General features: G+C 64.4%; 18 protein-coding genes. 12 read left to right on the top strand and 6 right to left on the bottom strand.

What is annotated here, in order from left to right; genetic code table 11:
• Positions 1-7 precede the first annotated feature (7 nt).
• The 3 genes from dapD (at position 8) to LK03_RS10785 (ending at position 2,738) form a co-directional block, all read left to right on the top strand.
• Entirely contained in the window at positions 8-1,042 is a 1,035-nt protein-coding gene (gene dapD / locus LK03_RS10795; RefSeq protein ID WP_038412334.1) for a 2,3,4,5-tetrahydropyridine-2,6-dicarboxylate N-succinyltransferase, read from the top strand.
• Positions 1,043-1,131: 89 nt separating this feature from the next.
• A complete protein-coding gene (locus LK03_RS10790) occupies positions 1,132-2,337 on the top strand; it encodes an aminotransferase class V-fold PLP-dependent enzyme (protein WP_038412333.1) in 1,206 nt (401 codons plus the stop codon).
• Positions 2,334-2,738 carry a SufE family protein gene (locus LK03_RS10785; RefSeq protein WP_038412332.1) on the top strand — a complete coding sequence of 135 codons (405 nt, stop codon included), beginning with the start codon at positions 2,334-2,336 and terminating at the stop codon, positions 2,736-2,738. The genes LK03_RS10790 and LK03_RS10785 overlap by 4 nt, the downstream gene beginning before the upstream one ends.
• A gap of 12 nt (positions 2,739-2,750) precedes the next feature.
• On the opposite strand, the gene tcdA is transcribed toward LK03_RS10785, so the two are convergent.
• Positions 2,751-3,563, bottom strand: coding sequence for a tRNA cyclic N6-threonylcarbamoyladenosine(37) synthase TcdA (gene tcdA, locus LK03_RS10780; RefSeq protein WP_038412331.1), 813 nt, complete (start codon positions 3,561-3,563; stop codon positions 2,751-2,753).
• 231 nt (positions 3,564-3,794) lie between these two features.
• On the opposite strand from tcdA, the gene LK03_RS10775 reads away from it, so the two are divergent.
• The 4 genes from LK03_RS10775 (at position 3,795) to LK03_RS10760 (ending at position 8,822) form a co-directional block, all read left to right on the top strand.
• Positions 3,795-6,368, top strand: a complete 2,574-nt coding sequence (locus tag LK03_RS10775) for a glycosyltransferase (protein ID WP_038412330.1) — start codon at positions 3,795-3,797, stop codon at positions 6,366-6,368.
• 93 nt (positions 6,369-6,461) lie between these two features.
• Complete coding sequence (gene dapE, locus LK03_RS10770; RefSeq protein ID WP_038412329.1) at positions 6,462-7,613, top strand: succinyl-diaminopimelate desuccinylase; 1,152 nt, start codon at positions 6,462-6,464, stop codon at positions 7,611-7,613.
• Positions 7,613-8,425, top strand: coding sequence for a putative RNA methyltransferase (locus tag LK03_RS10765; RefSeq protein ID WP_038412328.1), 813 nt, complete (start codon positions 7,613-7,615; stop codon positions 8,423-8,425). Before dapE ends, LK03_RS10765 begins: the two co-directional genes overlap by 1 nt.
• Positions 8,426-8,444: 19 nt before the next feature.
• Positions 8,445-8,822 carry a hypothetical protein gene (locus tag LK03_RS10760; protein ID WP_038412327.1) on the top strand — a complete coding sequence of 126 codons (378 nt, stop codon included), beginning with the start codon at positions 8,445-8,447 and terminating at the stop codon, positions 8,820-8,822.
• A 67-nt stretch (positions 8,823-8,889) separates the two neighbouring features.
• Here the strand turns inward: LK03_RS10760 and LK03_RS10755 are convergent, their stop codons facing one another.
• On the bottom strand, positions 8,890-9,099 hold the full coding sequence (locus tag LK03_RS10755) for a cold-shock protein (RefSeq protein ID WP_028696759.1): 210 nt from the start codon (positions 9,097-9,099) through the stop codon (positions 8,890-8,892).
• A gap of 230 nt (positions 9,100-9,329) precedes the next feature.
• Here LK03_RS10755 and plsB point away from each other — a divergent pair, with 230 nt between their 5' ends.
• The 4 genes from plsB to LK03_RS10735 all read left to right on the top strand — a co-directional run bounded on the left by plsB (position 9,330) and on the right by LK03_RS10735 (position 13,562).
• A complete protein-coding gene (plsB, locus tag LK03_RS10750) occupies positions 9,330-11,816 on the top strand; it encodes a glycerol-3-phosphate 1-O-acyltransferase PlsB (RefSeq protein ID WP_038412326.1) in 2,487 nt (828 codons plus the stop codon).
• 108 nt (positions 11,817-11,924) lie between these two features.
• Positions 11,925-12,371, top strand: coding sequence for a YbaY family lipoprotein (locus LK03_RS10745; RefSeq protein ID WP_049870469.1), 447 nt, complete (start codon positions 11,925-11,927; stop codon positions 12,369-12,371).
• Between the two features lie 72 nt (positions 12,372-12,443).
• Positions 12,444-12,842, top strand: a complete 399-nt coding sequence (locus LK03_RS10740) for a YbaY family lipoprotein (protein WP_038412325.1) — start codon at positions 12,444-12,446, stop codon at positions 12,840-12,842.
• A 30-nt stretch (positions 12,843-12,872) separates the two neighbouring features.
• Positions 12,873-13,562, top strand: a complete 690-nt coding sequence (locus LK03_RS10735) for a DUF4197 domain-containing protein (RefSeq protein ID WP_038412324.1) — start codon at positions 12,873-12,875, stop codon at positions 13,560-13,562.
• A 36-nt stretch (positions 13,563-13,598) separates the two neighbouring features.
• Here the strand turns inward: LK03_RS10735 and LK03_RS10730 are convergent, their stop codons facing one another.
• Complete coding sequence (locus tag LK03_RS10730; RefSeq protein ID WP_038412323.1) at positions 13,599-16,658, bottom strand: efflux RND transporter permease subunit; 3,060 nt, start codon at positions 16,656-16,658, stop codon at positions 13,599-13,601.
• Between the two features lie 6 nt (positions 16,659-16,664).
• On the bottom strand, positions 16,665-17,762 hold the full coding sequence (locus LK03_RS10725; RefSeq protein WP_038412322.1) for an efflux RND transporter periplasmic adaptor subunit: 1,098 nt from the start codon (positions 17,760-17,762) through the stop codon (positions 16,665-16,667).
• A 198-nt stretch (positions 17,763-17,960) separates the two neighbouring features.
• Between LK03_RS10725 and LK03_RS10720 the strand changes: the two genes are divergently transcribed.
• Positions 17,961-18,590: a TetR/AcrR family transcriptional regulator gene (locus LK03_RS10720; protein WP_167334492.1), complete on the top strand. Its 630-nt coding sequence runs from the start codon at positions 17,961-17,963 to the stop codon at positions 18,588-18,590.
• On the opposite strand, the gene pdxJ is transcribed toward LK03_RS10720, so the two are convergent.
• Together pdxJ and recO are read right to left on the bottom strand one after the other, a co-directional pair.
• A complete protein-coding gene (gene pdxJ / locus LK03_RS10715) occupies positions 18,580-19,305 on the bottom strand; it encodes a pyridoxine 5'-phosphate synthase (protein ID WP_430962077.1) in 726 nt (241 codons plus the stop codon). The genes LK03_RS10720 and pdxJ overlap by 11 nt on opposite strands.
• A 61-nt stretch (positions 19,306-19,366) precedes the next feature.
• The gene (gene recO, locus LK03_RS10710; protein WP_038412320.1) at positions 19,367-20,050 is read right to left on the bottom strand and encodes a DNA repair protein RecO; all 684 of its coding nucleotides are present in this window, start codon (positions 20,048-20,050) and stop codon (positions 19,367-19,369) included.
• Positions 20,051-20,101 lie beyond the last annotated feature (51 nt).

Raw genomic sequence — 20,101 nt, 5'->3', positions numbered from 1 at the left:
TAACTGCATGTCCACTACCCTGTTCAGCCTGGCCTTCGGCGTCGGCACCCAGAACCGTCAGGAAAACTGGCTGGAAGTCTTCTACGCCCAACCGCTGCTCAAACCCAGCGCCGAGCTGATCGAGGCCATCGCGCCGATCCTCGGTTACCAGGGCGGCAACCAGGCCATCGCCTTCAGCACCGCGCAAGCCGCGCAGCTGGCCGAAGTGGTCAAACCGATCGATGCCGCACAAGGCGCCCTGCTGACCCGCTTGGCCGAAAGCCACAAACCACTGGTCGCCACCCTGCTCGGTGAGGACAGCGCGCTGACCTCGACCCCTGAGGCCTACCTCAAGCTGCACCTGCTGTCGCACCGTCTGGTCAAGCCTCACGGCCTGTCCCTGGCCGGCATCTTCCCGCTGCTGCCGAACGTCGCCTGGACCAACCAGGGCGCCATCGATCTGGGCGAGCTGGCCGAGCGGCAACTCGAAGCGCGCCTCAAAGGCGAGCTGCTGGACGTGTTCTCGGTCGATAAATTCCCGAAAATGACCGACTACGTGGTCCCGGCTGGCGTGCGCATCGCCGACACCGCCCGTGTGCGTCTGGGTGCCTACATCGGTGAAGGCACCACGATCATGCACGAAGGCTTCGTCAACTTTAACGCCGGCACCGCAGGCCCGGGCATGATCGAAGGCCGTGTTTCGGCCGGTGTGTTCGTCGGCAAAGGCTCGGATCTGGGCGGCGGCTGCTCGACCATGGGCACCCTGTCGGGAGGCGGCAACATCGTCATCACCGTCGGCGAAGGCTGCCTGATCGGTGCCAACGCCGGCATCGGCATTCCGCTGGGTGACCGCAACACCGTGGAGTCGGGCCTGTACGTCACCGCCGGCACCAAGGTGCAACTGCTCGATGAGCAGAACCAGTTGGTCAAGGTGGTCAAGGCGCGTGAGCTGGCCGGGCAGACCGACCTGCTGTTCCGCCGCAATTCAGAGTCTGGCGCGGTGGAGTGCAAGACCCACAAGTCGGCCATCGAGCTGAACGAGGCGCTGCACGCGCACAACTGAAGCCGTTGCGCGGTTGCACCCGCGGTTGCAGTGCTAAGATCGGGTCTGGCGTAATGCCAGACCCGTTTTTCTTTCCAGGCCCCGCGACCATGTTCCAGCCCTCCCCCTGGCGCGACGATTTTCCTGCCATCGCCGCCCTGCATCGCCAGCAGCAGACCTATCTGGACAGCGCCGCCACCAGCCAGAAGCCCCAGGCCCTGCTCGACGCGCTCCTGTATTACTACGGCCATGGCGCCGCCAATGTCCACCGTGCTCAGCACATGCCCGGCGCGCTGGCGACCCAGGCGTTCGAACACTGCCGCGCCAAGCTTGCCGCCTGGCTCAATGCAGGCAGCGCCGAGCAGATCGTCTTCACCCACGGCGCCACCTCGGCACTGAACCTGCTCGCCTATGGCCTGGAACATGGCTTCCAGGCAGGTGATGAAATCGCAGTCAGCGCGCTGGAACACCATGCCAACCTGCTGCCTTGGCAACAGTTGGCGCGGCGTCGCGGCCTGCGCCTGGTGATTCTGCCCATCGACGACCAGGGCCAGCTCGATCTGGATGCGGCCATGCAACTGATCGGCCCGCGCACGCGCCTGCTGGCGATCAGCCAGTTGTCCAACGTGCTCGGCACCTGGCAACCGCTCGGGCCCCTGCTCGCCCATGCCCGCGCGCAAGGCGCGCTGAGTGTGGTCGACGGCGCGCAAGGGGTGGTGCACGCTCGCCCCGACCTGCAGCAACTGGGCTGCGATTTCTACGTGATGTCGAGCCACAAGCTGTATGGCCCAGACGGTGTGGGCGTGTTGTATGGTCGCAGCCAGGCACTGGCACACGTGCGCCATTGGCAGTTCGGCGGCGAGATGGTGCACCTGGCCGAGTACCAACAGGCCAGCTTCCGCCCGGCGCCGCTGGGCCTGGAAGCCGGCACCCCGCCGATCGCCGGGGTCATCGGCCTGGGCGCGACCCTTGATTACCTGGCCAGCCTCGACGCCCAGGCGGTGTCTGCCCACGAAGCGCGCTTGCACGCCCTGCTGCTGGGCGGCCTGCAGGAACGCCAAGGCATTCGCGTGCTGGGCGCGCCACAAACAGCCTTGGTCAGCTTCATCGTCGAAGGCGTGCACAACGCCGATATCGCCCATGTCCTGACCGAGCAGGGTATCGCCGTGCGCGCCGGCCATCACTGCGCCATGCCGCTGCTCCAGCACCTGGGGCTGGACGGCGCGATCCGCGTATCGCTGGGCCTGTACAACGACAGTGACGACCTGCAGCGTTTCTTCGATGCCCTCGACCAGGGCCTGGAGCTGTTGCGATGAGCCTGCCGCTTGAAGCTGCCGAAGCGTTGCAGCGCTTTTCCCAGGCACAGGGCTGGGAACAGCGTGCGCGCTTGCTGATGCAGATGGGCGACACGCTGGAACCGCTCAGCGAAACGGAAAAGGTCGAGGCCAACCGTGTGCACGGCTGCGAAAGTGTGGTCTGGCTGGTGACCGAGCCCCGTGGCATGCACTGGCACTTCAAAGCCGGGAGCGAGGCCCGCCTGCTGCGTGGGCTGCTGGCGCTGCTGCTGGTCAGGGTGCAGGGGCTGACTTACGAGGAGCTGGCGCAGGTGGATCTGCGCGCCTGGTTCACTGAGCTGGGCCTTGAGCGCCAGCTCTCGCCTTCGCGCAGCAATGGCCTGCATGCCGTGCTGCACAGGATGTCGCAAGCCATCGCCTAAGCGTGGCCGTGCTCACTGCGCAGGCTTTGCCCGCTCGGAGGGGCGGCGGGCGCCGGCCACCAGTTTTTCCACCGCCTTGCTCGCCGCCACCATGCCGAAGGTGGCGGTGACCATCATCACCGCACCGAAGCCGCCCGAGCAGTCCAGGCGCACGCCTTCGCCGACGAAGCTCTTTTGCAGACAGACGCTGCCATCGCCTTTCGGGTAGCGCAGCTGTTCGCTGGAAAACACGCAGGGCACGCCGTAGTTGCGGCTCTGGTTGCGCGAGAAGTTGTAGTCGCGGCGCAGGGTCGAGCGCACCCGCGAGGCCAGCGGATCATTGAAAGTCTTGTTCAGGTCGGCGATCTGTATCTGCGTAGGGTCGATCTGCCCGCCTGCACCGCCGGTGGTGACGATGGCGATCTTGCGCCGCCGGCACCAGGCGATCAGCGCGGCCTTGGCCATCACGCTGTCGATGCAGTCGATCACGCAGTCCAATTGCTCGGTGATGTGCTCGGCCATGCTTTCGCGAGTGACGAAATCGGCCACGGCATGCACCTGGCAGTCGGGGTTGATCGCCCGCAACCGCTCGGCGGTGGAATCGACCTTGGCCCGGCCGATCTGCCCCTGCAGGGCGTGGGCCTGGCGGTTGGTGTTGCTCACGCAGACATCGTCGAGGTCGAACAGGCTGATCTCACCCACGCCACTGCGCGCCAGGGCCTCGGCGACCCACGAGCCGACACCGCCGATGCCGACCACACCGACGTGGGCCTCACGCAAGCGCTGCAGGCCGTCATCGCCATACAGCCGGGCAACGCCGGCAAAGCGGGGATCTTCTGTGCTCATGGCTCACCTCTGCAAAAAACGCCGCGCAGTATAGGGCAGCCACGCTTGCGAGACACCCACCACAAGGCGGTGCCGAGCGTCGCCGGTTAGGAAAGACGGCATGAACCCTGCTTTAATGCCTCACTGAAATAAGACATGGACGACAGCAAAGCGGGATACCGGCTCTTTTTTGTCAGGTATGCAGGTGCTTGTCCGCTCAGTTACCCGCTTCAATCGGAATCCCCAATCGTTATGCCCTCACGCAAATTTGGCCTCAACCTGGTGGTGGTCCTGGCCATCGCTGCCCTGTTCACCGGCTTCTGGGCGTTGATCAACCGCCCGGTCTCGGCTCCCGCCTGGCCTGAGCAGATTTCCGGCTTCTCTTACTCGCCGTTCCGCCTTGGCGAGAGCCCTCAGCGCGGTCAATACCCTACCGACGACGAGATGCGCCAAGACCTCGAGCAGATGAGCAAGCTCACTGACAGCATCCGCATCTACACCGTCGAAGGCACCCAGGCCGACATTCCACGGCTGGCCGAGGAGCTGGGCCTGCGGGTGACCCTGGGGGTGTGGATCAGCCCTGACCAGGAACGTAACGAACGGGAAATCAACAAGGCCATCGAGCTGGCCAACACCTCGCGCAGCGTGGTGCGGGTGGTGGTGGGCAACGAAGCGCTGTTCCGCAAGGAAATCACCGCCCCGGCGCTGATTCAGTACCTCGACCGCGTGCGTGCTGCGGTCAAGGTGCCGGTGACCACCAGTGAGCAGTGGCACATCTGGAAGGAAAACCCCGAGCTGGCCGGGCACGTCGACCTGATCGCCGCGCACATTCTGCCGTACTGGGAGTTCATCCCGATGCGCGAGTCGGTGACCTTCGTGCTCGACCGCGCCCGCGACCTCAAGCTGCAATTCCCGCGCAAGCCGTTGCTGCTCTCGGAGGTCGGCTGGCCGAGCAACGGACGCATGCGCGGCGGCGCCGACGCAACGCAGGCCGACCAGGCGATCTACCTGCGCACCTTGGTCAATACCCTCAACCGTCAGGGTTACAACTACTTCGTCATCGAGGCTTACGACCAGCCGTGGAAGGCCAGCGACGAAGGCTCGGTGGGCGCTTACTGGGGGGTGTTCAACGCCGAGCGGCAGCAGAAATTCAACTTCGAAGGGCCGGTGGTGGCGATTCCGCAATGGCGTGCCCTGGCGGTGGCGTCGGTGGTGCTGGCGATGATCGCCCTGACCGTACTGCTGATCGACGGCTCGGCGCTGCGCCAGCGCGGCCGCACCTTCCTGACTTTCATCACCTTCCTCTGCGGATCGGTGCTGGTGTGGATCGCCTACGACTACAGCCAGCAGTACAGCACCTGGTTCAGCCTGTCGGTGGGGGTGCTGCTGGCACTCGGTGCGCTGGGGGTGTTCATCGTCTTGCTGACCGAGGCCCACGAGCTGGCTGAGGCGGTGTGGACGCACAAACGCCGGCGCGAGTTCCTGCCCGTGGAAGGCGACTCACACTACCGGCCCAAGGTCTCGGTGCATGTGCCGTGCTACAACGAGCCGCCGGAAATGGTCAAGCAGACCCTCGATGCCCTGGCCGCGCTGGACTACCCCGACTATGAAGTGCTGGTGATCGACAACAACACCAGGGACCCGGCCGTGTGGGAGCCGCTCAAGGCCCACTGCGAAGCGTTGGGTGAGCGTTTCAAGTTCTTCCACGTGGCGCCGCTGGCCGGTTTCAAGGGCGGCGCGCTGAACTACCTGCTGCCGCACACCGCCGAGGATGCCGAGGTGATCGCGGTGATCGACTCGGACTACTGCGTCGACCGCAACTGGCTCAAGCACATGGTGCCGCACTTCGCCGACCCGAAAATCGCCGTGGTGCAGTCGCCGCAGGACTACCGCGACCAGCACGAAAGCACCTTCAAGAAGCTGTGCTACAGCGAATACAAAGGCTTTTTCCACATCGGCATGGTGACCCGCAACGACCGCGACGCGATCATCCAACACGGCACCATGACCATGACCCGCCGCTCGGTGCTGCAAGAGCTGGGCTGGGCCGACTGGTGCATCTGCGAAGATGCCGAACTGGGCCTGCGGGTGTTCGAAAAAGGCCTGTCGGCCGCCTATGCGCACAACAGCTACGGCAAAGGGCTGATGCCCGACACCTTCATCGACTTCAAGAAGCAACGTTTCCGCTGGGCCTATGGCGCCATCCAGATCATCAAGCACCATGCCTCGGCGCTGCTGCGCGGCAAGGGCAGCGAGCTGACCCGCGGCCAGCGCTATCACTTCCTCGCCGGTTGGCTGCCGTGGGTGGCCGACGGCATGAACATCTTCTTCACCGTCGGCGCACTGCTGTGGTCGGCAGCGATGATCATCGTGCCGCACCGGGTCGATCCGCCGCTGATGATCTTTGCCATTCCGCCGCTGGCGCTGTTCTTCTTCAAGGTCGGCAAGATCGTGTTCCTCTACCGCCGCGCAGTGGGTGTGGACCTACGCGATGCCTTCGCCGCGGCGCTGGCCGGGCTTGCGCTGTCGCACACCATCGCCAAGGCGGTGCTGTACGGCTTCTTCACCAGCAGCATGCCGTTCATCCGCACGCCCAAGCACGCCGACAGCCACGGCCTGTTCAAGGCCCTGGCCGAAGCCCGCGAGGAAGTGTTCATCATGCTGCTGCTGTGGGGCGCGGCGGCAGGTATCTACCTGGTGCAAGGTTTGCCCAGCTCGGACATGCGCTTCTGGGTGGCGATGCTACTGGTGCAGTCGCTGCCGTACCTGGCGGCGCTGGTGATGGCGTTGATGTCGTCGCTGCCCAAACCGAAGGAGGCAGCCTGAAGGCGGCGGGCGAATAACGATTACGGCGACCATCGGCATATTGCTATAAGATAACGCCCCCGTTTTCGCCCAAGCCTTGCCCCGGAGTCCCTCATGACCGCCCCAGCCGAGCGCTCACCCACCCTTCAACTGGCGTGCGACCTGATCCGTCGCCCCTCGGTCACCCCGGTCGACGCCGACTGTCAGGCACAGATGATGAACCGCCTGGGCGCCGTGGGCTTCGAGCTCGAGCCCATGCGCATCGAGGACGTCGACAACTTCTGGGCCACCCACGGCAGCCAGGACGGCCCGGTGCTGTGCTTCGCCGGGCATACCGACGTGGTGCCCACCGGCCCGGTTCAGCAGTGGCAGCATGAGCCATTCGATGCGCTGATCGATGCCGACGGCATGCTCTGCGGCCGCGGCGCGGCCGACATGAAAGGCAGCCTGGCCTCGATGGTGGTGGCCAGCGAGCGCTTCGTGCACGACTACCCCAACCACCGCGGCAAGGTCGCCTTCCTCATCACCAGTGACGAAGAGGGCCCGGCGCACCATGGCACCAAAGCGGTGGTCGAGCGCCTCAAAGCGCGCAACGAGCGGCTGGACTGGTGCATCGTCGGCGAGCCGTCGAGCACTCACCTGCTCGGCGATGTGGTGAAGAACGGCCGCCGCGGCTCGCTCGGCGCCACCCTCACCGTGCGCGGCAAGCAAGGCCATGTGGCCTACCCGCACCTGGCACGCAACCCGATTCATTTGGCCGCACCGGCTCTGGCAGAACTGGCCGCCGAGCACTGGGACGAAGGCAACGCATTCTTCCCGCCGACCAGCTTCCAGATTTCCAACCTCAATGCCGGCACCGGTGCCACCAACGTGGTCCCCGGCGAGCTGGTCGCGCTGTTCAACTTCCGCTTCTCGACCGAATCGACCGTCGAAGGTCTGCAGCAGCGGGTGGCGCAGATTCTCGACCGCCACCAACTGGACTGGTCGATCGACTGGGCGCTGTCGGGCCTGCCGTTCCTCACCGAACCCGGTGAACTGCTCGATGCCGTGGCTGCGAGCATTCGCCAGGTGACCGACCGCGAAACCCAGCCCTCCACCAGCGGCGGCACCTCCGATGGCCGTTTCATCGCCACCATGGGTACCCAGGTGGTCGAGCTTGGGCCAGTCAACGCCACCATCCACCAGGTCGATGAGCGCATCCTGGCCAGCGATCTCGACCTGCTGACCGAAATCTACTACCAGACCCTGGTTCGGTTGCTCGCCTGATGCTCACCTGCCCTCTCTGCCAGGCGCCGCTGACGCGGCTCGACAACGCTGTGCGCTGCGCCGCCGGGCACAGTTTCGACCGTGCCCGTCAGGGCTACCTGAACCTGCTGCCGGTGCAGCACAAGAACAGCCGCGACCCGGGCGACAACCAGGCCATGGTCGAGGCCCGCCGGGACTTCCTCGATGCCGGCCACTACGCCCCGGTGGCGCAGCGTCTGGCGCAACTGGCCGCCGAGCGGGCGCCGGCACGCTGGCTCGACATCGGCTGCGGCGAGGGCTACTACACCGCCCAACTCGGCCAGGCCCTGCCAACCGCCGACGGCTACGCGCTGGACATTTCCCGGGAGGCGGTGAAGCGTGCTTGCCGCCGCGCCCCCGCGCTGACCTGGATGGTCGCCAGCATGGCCCGGGTGCCACTGGCCGATGCCAGTTGCCAGTTCATCGCCAGCGTGTTCAGCCCGCTCGACTGGGCCGAAGCCAAGCGCCTGCTGAGTGTCGGTGGCGGCCTGATGCGGGTCGGCCCGACCCAAGGCCACCTGATGGAGCTGCGCGAGGCGCTGTACGACGAAGTACGTCCCTACGCCGACGACAAGCACCTGGCGCTGGTCCCGCAGGGCATGCAGCACCAGCACAGCGAGGTGCTCGAGTTTCGTCTGCAGCTGGCCGAGCCCAAGGCACGCGCCGACCTGCTGGCGATGACTCCCCATGGCTGGCGCGCCAGCGCCGAGCGACGCAGCCGGGTCATCGAACAGCGTGCACCGTTCGAGGTCACGATCTCCATGCGCTATGACTATTTCGTGCGCCAAGCCTGAGCACACCCTGGAGTTTCCCATGCGCCAACCTGATATCGAGATCTACCTGAAAGACGCAGACGTCGACCACACGCTGATCGCCAAGTGGCTGGCACAGGCCATTGGCCCGTGCAGCGCCTGGCAACAACGTGGTCAGACCTGGAAGTGCCACGCCGGTAACATCCCGGTCACTTGGATACCCAAAGCTGTAGGAAAATGGAACAGCCTGCTGTTGGAAAGTGACCAGACACCGTGGGAAGACGATGTCTCCTGCGCGCGGGCCGCCTACGCCGCACTGGATGTCGAAGTACGTTGCGCGCCGGGGAGTTGGAGCGAAGCCGATGGCGAGGAAGATGCCGACCGCTGGATCAGGGTCAGCGCTGATGGTGAGGAAGAAATCACCTGGCGTACGTCCTGAAACGCGGCGCCAGCCGATCGGCCGGCCATGCCTTGCACATGGCCGGCCGATACCTCAAGGGCGGGGGTTACAGACCTACCACGTCTTCCGCTTGCAGGCCTTTCTGACCCTCTACGAGTGCGTATTCGACGCGTTGGCCCTCGACCAGCGAACGATGGCCCTCACCGCGAATCGCTCGGTAATGCACGAACACGTCAGCGCTGCCTTCACGCTGAATGAAGCCAAAGCCCTTGGCATCGTTGAACCATTTGACATTCCCAGTCTCACGAGACGACATCTGCATACTCCGGATTTTTATTGTGAAAAACGCCGGTCGTGACACGATCAGTGGAGTGTGACGACACGGCGTGTAGAAAAAGCCTGCAAGCCTCAGGCCGATAATCCGATCCGTATTGAAGAAAGATATGACAGGACAAAGCGTCCTCCAGCGTTTTGCTGAACTTCTGCCTTTGCCGCAGACTAAACCACTGCGCCATCCCCGAAAAATCTGCTCCCAGGGCCTTTTCGATGACACGTTCCCCTCTGCGCCGCCTGCTCTTCAGTGCCCTGCGCCGCGTTCTTTACCTTTGGGTCCGTTCCGAGACCATCAACCAGTCGTCGACCACGCTCAACCTCGACCGCAGCCGCCCGGTGTTCTACGCCCTGCCCTCGCCCGCGCTCACCGACCTGGCGGTACTCGACCGCGAATGCACCAAAGCCGGGCTGCCGCGCCCGGTACTGCCGGTCACGGTCGGCCCTCTGCACGAGCCGGCCGCGTTCTTCTACCTGACTCCCGACCCCGACTGGCTGGGCCGTCACGACAAGCGCGGCGCACCGCCGACCCTGGAACGTCTGGTCGAGGTGCTGAGTGAGCATGCCGAAGAAGATGCGCAGATCATTCCGGTGAGCGTGTTCTGGGGCCAGTCGCCCGACAGCGAGTCGAGCCCGTGGAAGCTGCTGTTCGCCGACAGCTGGGCGGTCACCGGTCGCCTGCGCCGGCTGCTGACGGTGCTGATCCTGGGGCGCAAGACCCGTGTGCAGTTCTCGGCGCCCATCCACTTGCGCGAACTGGTGCAGCACAACAAGGGCCATGAGCGCACCGTGCGCATGGCGCAGCGCCTGATGCGCGTGCATTTTCGCAACCTCAAGAGTGCGGTCATCGGCCCTGACGTCTCGCACCGGCGCAATCTGGTCAAAGGCCTGATCCATGCGCCGCTGGTACGCCAGGCCATCAACGAAGAAGCCGAACGCCAGCACATCGACCCGGCCAAGGCAGAAGCCCAGGCGCTGCGCTATGGCAACGAGATCGCCTCAGACTACACCTACACGGCGATTCGCTTTCTCGAAGTGGTGCTGAGCTGGTTCTGGCACAAGATCTACGACGGCATCAAGGTCAATCACATCGAGCAGGTGCAGGCCATCGCCCCTGATCACGAAATCATCTACGTGCCCTGCCACCGCAGTCACATCGACTACCTGCTGCTGTCGTACCTGCTGTTTCGCAACGGTCTCACCCCGCCCCACGTAGCGGCCGGTATCAACCTCAACATGCCGGTGGTGGGCGGGCTGCTGCGCCGCGGCGGTGCGTTCTTCATGCGCCGCACGTTCAAGGGCAATCCGCTGTACACCGCGGTGTTCAACGAATACCTGCACACCTTGTTCACCAAAGGCTTTCCGGTGGAGTACTTCGTCGAGGGCGGCCGTTCGCGCACCGGGCGCATGCTGCAGCCACGCACCGGGATGCTGGCCATCACCCTGCGCAGCTTCCTGCGCTCGTCGCGCACGCCGATTGCCTTCGTGCCCGTGTACATCGGCTACGAACGGGTACTGGAGGGTCGTACTTACCTGGGCGAATTGCGCGGAGCGAGCAAGAAGAAGGAATCGATCTTCGACATCTTCAAGGTGTTCGGCGCGCTCAAGCAGCGCTTCGGCCAGGTCTACGTCAACTTCGGCGAGCCGATTCGCCTCGGGCAGTTTCTCGATCAGCAACAACCCGACTGGCGCGAACAGTCGCTGGCCCCGCAATACCGCCCGCAATGGCTGAGCGCAATCACCACCCGCCTGGGCGATACCGTGGCGCGTCACCTCAACGAAGCCGCAGCCATCAACCCGGTCAACCTGGTGGCGCTGGCGCTGCTTTCGACCAGCCGTCATGCACTGGATGAAACCGCACTGACGCGCGTGCTCGACCTGTACCTGTCGCTGCTGCGCCAAGTGCCGTATTCGCCGCACACGACCTTGCCGGAAGGCGACGGTCTGGCGCTGATCAAACACGTCAAGGACATGCAGTTTCTCGCCGAGCAGAACGATGCGCTGGGGCGCATTCTGTACCTGGACGAAGCCAACGCCGTGCTGATGACCTACTACCGCAACAATGTGCTGCACATCTTCGCCCTGCCGGCACTGCTGGCCAGCTTCTTCCTCAGCAGCTCGCGTATCAGTCGTGAGCAGATCAGCCAGTATGTCGCGGCGTTGTATCCGTTCCTGCAAGCCGAACTGTTCCTGCGCTGGACGCCCGAACAACTCCCCGAGGCCATCGATCAATGGCTGACGGCGCTGGTCGAGCACGGCCTGCTGCGTCAGGAGCAGGACGTGTATATCCGCCCCGCGCCCAGCTCGCAGCAGTTCGTCATGCTGACCCTGTTGGCCCGTGCCATCACCCAGACCCTGCAACGCTTCTACATGGCCACTGCCTTGCTGCTCAACCACGGTCAGCACACCCTCAGTGCCGAGGCACTGGAAGATCTGTGCGTGATGATGGCCCAGCGCCTGTCGATTCTGCATGGCCTCAACGCGCCCGAGTTCTTCGACAAGACGCTGTTCCGCCACTTCATCCAGACCCTGATCGAGCAAGGCGTATTGCAACCCGACGACAATGGGCGCCTGGGCTATCACCCGCGTCTGGCAGAACTCAGCGAAGGTGTGGCCAAGCGCGTATTGTCGGCCGAACTGCGACTGTCGATCCGACAGGTGGCGGCGCATCGCAAGGAACTGGGCACGCTGGCCATCAGCTGAGCGCCGGGGGAGCTTCCGAGTGCACCGCGCGCGGATCGGTCGCTATGGTCCGCGTGCCGATGAAATCTGGCACTGACGCCCTTCTTGGTCATCGGCTCTGGAGCCTCCATGCCGTGCAACATCCAACCACCGCTCATCAAGACCATCACCGTCGAGATCACCAGCAGCCAGGGCGAATCGATGCCAAGCCCTGACACGCTGATCAGCCTCAGCCTCGACGATGTCAGCCTGGCCGATGCGCCAGCCGTCAGCGTTGCCCAGAGCCAACTGCTGCTCGGCGGACCACTTCACCTGGAATTGCCCCTGAGTTACGACGAGACGCGGCTGCACAGCCGTGGTGACTACGCGCTGAGCGTCAGAATTACCCACTGCGGGCAGTTGCTGTTCATCAACACCCTGCGTCACACCTTCACCCCCGACAAGCCCTGCGACCGTGCGCGTGTGGTCGTCGAGTCCGTGTCGCGCCTCCCGCAGAATGCCACTGAGGGTATTCACGGCGGCAACCTCATTGACCGAGCCACGCAAGGCATCCACGGCGGCAACCTCAAGGAGTGATGTCAGCGCCGTGGCTATCCGTTAAAGTCCTTGGGTTGGCCTGACGCCGCCCCAAGGATCTTCGGAGACGCCATGAAAAAGCTCCTCGCGCTGTGCTGCGCCTCGTTGCTCGCCGCCTGTTCCAGCAACGCCCCTGCTCCCACCGCCAGCCTGGCTGGTGAAGTCTTCTACCTGCAACGCATCGCACTGCCTCCTGCCGCAACGCTGAGCGTCAGCCTGCAGGACGTCTCCCTCGCGGATGCTCCGGCGACCACCCTGGCCAGTCAGGCCGGCCCGGTGAAAGGCAACGTGCCACTGCCGTTTGAGTTGAACTACGACCCCAGCCAGATCAAGCCCGGCCATCGCTATGCAATCAACGCCCGTATTGAACTGGAGGGCAAATTGCTGTTCACAAACACCCAGCAACAGTCGGTCCGGCTCAACGGTCACGATCCGCAGCCGCTGCGGATCAAACTCGACCAGGTTCAGTGACCTCCCGTTTCTCCAGCAAAGGATATTTCCATGATTCGTCTCTCCGCTCGCTTGACCACCCTGTGTGCCGGCCTGCTCCTGTCGGCCAGCGCGCTGGCGCTGTCGCTCGGCGACCTGAGCCAGAACGACGCCGCCGGCGGCCTGAAAGATGCGCTGACCCAAGGTGCGCAGATTGCCGTCAAGCAACTGGGTACCCCAGGCGGCTTCAACAACAACCCCGACGTGCGTATCGAGTTGCCTGGCAACCTTGGCAAGGCAGCCAAGGCCATGAAGATGTTCGGTAAAGGTGAGCAGGTCGAGGCCTTGGAAACCAGCATGAACAAAGCGGCAGAAGCCGCAGTGCCGCAAGCCCAGGCGATTCTGGTCGATGCGGTGAAGAAAATGAGCGTGGCCGATGCCAAGGGTATCCTGCAAGGCGGCCAGGACTCGGCCACCCAGTACCTCAACACCAGCAGCCGCGAGCAGATCCGCGCCAAGTTCCTGCCCATCGTCAAACAAGCCACCGACCAGGTCGGCGTGGTCCAGCAGTACAACGCCTTCGCCGGTCAGGCTGCGGCGCTTGGGCTGGGCAAAGGCAAGAATGTCAGCATCGAGAACTATGTCACCGAGAAGGCCCTCGATGGCCTGTTCGAGATGATCGCCAAGCAGGAACAAAGCATCCGTCAAAACCCCGCCCAGGCCGCCACCAGCCTGGCCAAGAAAGTCTTCGGCCTGCTCTGAAGCCGAGCGGGCGAGGAATTCCTCGCCCGCTCTGCCCTAGGCTTTCCTGACCCTGAACCACGCCGCATACAGCGCCGGCAGAAACAGCAGGGTCAACGCCGTCGCCACGATCAGCCCGCCCATGATCGCCACCGCCATCGGCCCGTAGAACACACTGCGCGACAGCGGAATCATCGCCAGCACGGCCGCCAGCGCAGTGAGCACGATGGGTCGAAAACGGCGCACCGTCGCCTCGATGATGGCCTGCCAGCGATCCAGACCGGCGGCGATGTCCTGTTCGATCTGGTCAACCAGAATCACCGAGTTGCGCATGATCATCCCGGTCAGGGCGATGGTGCCGAGCATGGCGACGAAGCCGAACGGCTGGCGCAGTAGCAGCAGGAACAAGGTCACGCCGATCAAGCCCAGAGGCGCGGTGAGAAACACCATCAGCGTGCGTGAGAAACTGCGCAGTTGTAGCATCAGCAGGGTCAGCACCACGACGACGAACAGCGGCATGCCGGCATTCACCGAGGCCTGGCCACGCTCCGAATCCTCCAGTGTGCCGCCCACTTCCAGCAAGTAACCCTCAGGCAGTTGCGCGCGGATCGGCTCCAGGCTCGGCAGAATCTGCGCGACCAGCGTCGCCGGCTGCTGCTGATCATAGATGTCGCCGCGCACGGTCACGGTCGGCAACCGCTCACGGTGCCAGATGATGCCTTCCTCGAAACCGTACTCCAGGGTCGCCACCTGCGACAGCGCCACGCTACCGCCGTTGTCGGTGGGAATCGCCAGGCTGGCCAGGCTGCCCAGGTCGGCACGCTCAGGCGCCGTGCCACGCAACTGGATTTCGATCAGCTCGTTGTCTTCGCGGTACTGGCTGACCGTACCCCCGGTCAGGGTGTTGTGCAGGAACCTCGACAACTGCGCGGTGCTCACGCCCAGCGCCCGCGCACGATCCTGATCGACTTGCAGGAACACGCTTTTGCTCGGCTCTTCCCAGTCCAGGTGCACGTTGACCAGGTGCGGGTTCTGCCGCACCTGCTCGGCCACCTGTCTGGCCAGCGCGCGCACCTGCTCGATGTGCTCGCCGGTGACGCGGAACTGCACCGGGTAGCCCACAGGCGGACCGTTCTCCAGGCGGGTCACCCGCGAACGCACATCGGGAAACTGCTCTTGCAGGGTATCGATCAGCCAACTGCGCAGTTGCTCACGGTCCTCAAGCGAATGGGCCAACACCACGAACTGGGCGAAGCTGGTGGCCGGCAGCTGTTGGTCGAGCGGCAGATAGAACCGCGGTGAGCCGGTGCCGACGTAAGCCACGTAGTTGTCGATGCCGGGGCGGTCTTTGAGCAGGCTTTCCAGGCGCTTGACCTGTTCGGCGGTGTTGCTCAACGAAGCACCCTCGGCGAGTTTCAAGTCGACCATCAGCTCGGGACGGCTCGAGGCCGGGAAGAACTGCTGCGGCACGAAGCGAAACAGCAGCAGGCTGCCTGCGAACGCGGCGAGGGTCAGCACGATGACTGTCTTGCGTCGCCGCACGCACCACTGCACCACCTGCCGTACGCGCTGGTAGAACGGCGTGGCGTAGGGATCGTGTCCCTGGCCGGCAGGTCCCGTAGCATGGCGCTTGGCCAGGTCTGGCAGCAGGCGGTCACCCAGGTACGGCACGAACAGGACCGCCGCCACCCAGGACGCCAGCAATGCCAGGGTCACCACCTGGAACAGCGAACGGGTGTATTCCCCGGTACTCGATGCGGCGGTGGCGATCGGCAAGAACCCTGCGGCGGTGATCAGCGTGCCGGTGAGCATCGGGAACGCGGTGCTGGTCCAGGCATAGCTGGCCGCCTTGAGGCGGTCGTAGCCCTGCTCCATCTTGATCGCCATCATTTCCACGGCAATGATCGCGTCGTCGACCAACAGGCCCAAAGCCAGCACCAACGCGCCGAGGGAAATCTTGTGCAGGCCGATGCCGAAGAACTGCATGCCGGCGAAGGTCATGGCCAGCACCAGCGGAATCGCCAGAGCCACCACCAGCCCAGTGCGCAGGCCCAAGGAAAAGAAACTCACCAGCAGCACGATCACCAGTGCTTCGACCAGCACCTTGACGAACTCGCCGACCCCGGCCTTGACCGCCGCGGGCTGATCCGACACCTTGCGCAACTCCATACCGGCCGGCAAGTTCTGCGCCAGGCGGGCGAATTCGCCTTGCAGCGCCTTGCCCAGCACCAGGATGTCGCCACCGTCCTTCATCGACACGGCCAGGCCGATGGCATCCTCGCCCATGAAGCGCATCTGCGGCGCAGGCGGGTCGTTGAAGCCACGCTGCACCTGGGCGATGTCGCCGATACGCAGGGTGCGCTCGCCAACGCGAATGGGGAACTGGCGGATCTGCTCGACGCTGTCGAAGCGCCCACTGACGCGCAGTCGCACGCGCTCGCTGGGGGTTTCGAAAAAGCCGGCGCTGCTCAGCGCGTTCTGCTCCTCCAGCGCCCGCTGCACCGCTGCCAGCGGCACGCCCAGGGTCGCCAGCTTGAGGTTGGATAACTCGATCCAGATGCGCTCGTCCTGCAGCCCGAGCAGCTCGACCTTGCCGACATCCTTGACCCGCTGCAGCTGCACTTGAATACGATCGGCGTAGTCCTTGAGCACGGCGTAGTCGAAGCCTTTGCCGGTCAAAGCGTAGATGTTGCCGAAGGTGGTGCCGAACTCGTCGTTGAAGAACGGTCCTTGTGCCTCGGGGGGCAAGGTGTGACGGATGTCGCTGATCTTCTTGCGCACCTGGTACCACAGCTCGGGGATGGCATCCGAATGCAGCGAATCGCGGGCCATGAAGGTGACCATCGACTTACCGGGGCGCGAATACGAGACGATCTTCTCGTACTCGCCGGTCTCCATGAGCTTCTTTTCGATGCGCTCGGTGACTTGTCGCGACACCTCTTCGGCACTGGCTCCCGGCCACAAGGTGCGGATGACCATGGCTTTGAAGGTGAACGGAGGATCTTCGCTTTGTCCGAGCTTGGTGTAGGAAAGCGCGCCGGCCAAGGCCAGCAGGATCATCAGGAACACTACGATCTGGCGATTGCGCAGTGCCCAGGCGGAAAGATTGAACGACATCCAGGCTTACTCCTTGCCAGCCAGGTCGACGGTGCGGTTGCTGCGATCCACCGGCCGCACCTGCTGCCCTTCACGCAGCACATGACCACCTGCGGCGACGATCCAGTCGCCTGCTGCAATCCCTTCGAGCACCGGCACGCTGTCACTGCCATAGGCCCCGAGCTGGACGTTGACCCGCTGCAGACGATTCTGCGGTGTCACCCGCCACACATAGCGCTGGCCCTGTTCGGCGCTGACCGCGGCCAGGGGTAACGACAGTGTGGTAGTGGAACCTGCACCGATGAACACGCGGGCACTTTGTCCCAGTTGCGCAGGGGCCTGGCCGGCGAAGGCGATACGTGCTGCGAAGGTGCGCGACTGGGGGTCGGCTGCCGGTGACAGCTCGCGGATACACCCTTCGTAGCGGGCGTTGGGCTGCGACCATAGCTCGACGCTGACCGGCTGGCCGATGGCAAAGCGCGCGTACTGCTGCTCGGGCAGGCTGATCTGTACCTCGCGCTCGCCATCGACCGCCAGGTTGAACACCGTCTGCCCCGCCGCGACCACCTGACCCACTTCGATCTGACGCCTGGCGATGACGCCGTCCTGCGGGGCGCGCAGCACCGCGTAGTCGGCCTGGTTACCGGCCACGTCGAACTCCGCCTTGGCCTGACTCAGGCGGGCAAGGCCCGCACGGTAGAGATTTTCCGCGTTGTCGTACTGCGAGCGACTGACCATTTGCCGGTCGAGCAGCTTCTGGTAGCGATCACGCTCGGCACCGACCAGTGCCAGATTGGCTTGTGCAGCGGCCACCTGCGCCCGATTGGCCTGCAACTGCAGGCGTACATCCTGCGGATCGAGCTCGGCCAAGGGCTGGTTGGCCTTGACCCGCTGCCCTTCCTCGACCAGGCGTTTGCTGACCTTGCCTGGAATGCGAAACGCCAGCGGCGGCTCGAGCCGAGCACGCACTTCACCGGGGTAGCTTTCACTGCCGGCAACAGCGACGAAAGGCTGAACGACCAGCGCCGGGCGCGGCGCCTGGGTAACCACGTCGTCTTCGCCGCAGCCCAGCAACGACACACAGGCAACGGCAGGCAACAGCAGGCGCAACGGGTGAGACGTCATGGGCAAGTCCTTCTGCACAGGGCCATTCTAATATTTATACCGGCGGGTATAGTAAATCAGGGAACCCAAGCCGGGAAGCCTGCGTCACAGGGAAATCAGCACCCAATTGCGCACGTGCCTACAGCCTTGCACCGAGCAACCCGTTAAGATGCGCCACCCTGCGAACAGATGTCTGCGCTCAACTTCATTCGGATACCCATGCACAGCGAATCTCCCACTGGCCCCGGCCGTCCCAAGGACCTGAACAAACGTGAGGCCATCCTGCAGGCGGCCAAGCAGCTGTTTCTCAGCCAGGGCTACGCCAGCACCAGCATGGATGCCGTTGCCGCTGCCGCCGGAGTGTCGAAGCTTACGGTGTACAGCCACTTCACCGACAAACAGACGCTGTTCGAGGCCGCGGTCATGGCGACCTGCCAGGCACAACTGCCCGATCTGCTGTTTGAGCTGCCAGAGGATGCCGAGCCTGAGGCGGTGCTGCTGAGCATCGCGCGCAGCTTCCAGGCGCTGATCAGCGATGACGAATCGGTGCAGCTCAGCCGCCTGATCATGGCCGTGGGCAATCAAGACCCTGGATTCGGCACCTACTTCTACGAAGCCGGGCCGCAGCGGATTCTGGCGGGTATGGAGGGATTGCTGGGCAAGTTCGTCGAGCGCGGCTGGTTGCGAGTCGACGATCCGCGGCGGGCGGCCGAACACTTCTTTTGCCTGGTCAAGGGCGCCCCGGACTACCGCTTGCTGCTGGGCTACGCGCCAGCGCTGAGCGGCGAAGAAGCCGACGCCCACGTGCGCAGCGCCGTGGGCGTGTTCATGCGCGCGTTCAGGCCTTAGACGCTGCGAGCATCAACGCCTTCATTTCCGCTACAGCGGACTTGAAGCCTACGAATAAGGCGTGTGCCACCAGCGCGTGCCCGATGTTCAGCTCGTTGATGCCCTTGATCGCGGCGATGGCCTCGACGTTGTGGTAATGCAGGCCGTGCCCTGCATTGACGATCAAGCCCTGGGCGACACCAAAGGCGACGCCATCGGCGATGCGGCGCAGCTCATCGGCAGTCTCGCCAGGGCTGTGCGCGTCGGCATAGCGGCCGGTGTGCAGCTCGATGGCCGGAGCACCGACCCGGCGAGAGGCTTCTATCTGGCGTTCGTCGGCGTCGATGAACAGCGACACTTCGGCACCGGTGCGCGCCAGACGCTCGACCGCAGCCTTGATCCGTGCTTCTTGGCCGGCGACGTCCAGTCCGCCTTCGGTGGTCAGTTCCTGGCGCGTTTCAGGCACCAGGCAGATATGCGCCGGACAGATGCGTTCGGCGAAGGCCATCATCTCTTCGGTGACGCCCATCTCGAAATTCATGCGGGTCTGCAGGACATCTTTGAGCAGCAGCACGTCGCGTTCCTGAATGTGCCGGCGGTCTTCACGCAGGTGCACGGTGATGCCGTCGGCCCCAGCCTCTTCAGCATCCAGTGCGGCCTTGACCGGGTCCGGGTAGCGGGTGCCGCGGGCCTGGCGCAGGGTCGCCACGTGATCGATGTTGACGCCCAGAAGCATGCGGTTGCTGTGAGTCACGAAAGGCTCTCCTGAAGATTGAGCCGCACAGCATACGACGGGATCAGCGCTTGCGAAACAGTTCCCGGCTGACCAGCGGCTTGCTCCCCAGGTGCACGGCCAAGGCCTGGCGCATCAGACGTTTGCCGGCCAGCAGCGCGCCAGGTGCCTCCCAGTCGGCCTCAGCCAGCGCGTGCAACTGAATGCCGCTGAACAGGCCCGGCTGCGCCAGTTCGACGCGCTGCAGACCGGCATCGACCAGCAGCCGGTAAAGCCCCTCGGCGACGATGGGCTGATCATCGATGTCGTGGGTCAGGGAAAAGCCGTAGCCCAGCTCATCCAGCAAGCGCCATTCGAAGGCCCGCAGCAGAGGTTCCAGCGGCCGCCCGGCGGCCAAGGCCTGCAAGGTCAGGGTGTAGTGCTCGAACAAATGCGGGTGCGGGGCCTCGGCAGGGAGCAGGCGCATCAGCAGCTCATTGAGATAAAGCCCGCTGAACAACCCATCTCCGTTCAGCCAGGCGGCCACCCCCACGGTGTCCAGACGATTGACGTTCTTCAGCTCGCCTCGCCCGCGCAGCTCGACCTCCAGCAGCACGAACGGCCGCACCTGGCTACCGCCCTTGCCACGCGCGCGGCGCAATACCGCACGCACGCGCCCCTGCGCCGTGAACAGGTCGACCAGCGCACTGGTTTCTTTGTAGGCACGACTGTGCAGCACATAGGCCGGTTGGCCGACGGGATGTTCCATGGGCAAGCCCCGCAAGGAAAATGGCCCGGAGCAGTCCGGGCCATCGAGGGG

Source organism: Pseudomonas cremoricolorata (genome assembly GCF_000759535.1).
GTDB lineage: Bacteria > Pseudomonadota > Gammaproteobacteria > Pseudomonadales > Pseudomonadaceae > Aquipseudomonas > Aquipseudomonas cremoricolorata_A.
Note: the sequence above shows the minus strand (reverse complement) of the source record. Positions and strands in the feature narration are given on the sequence as shown.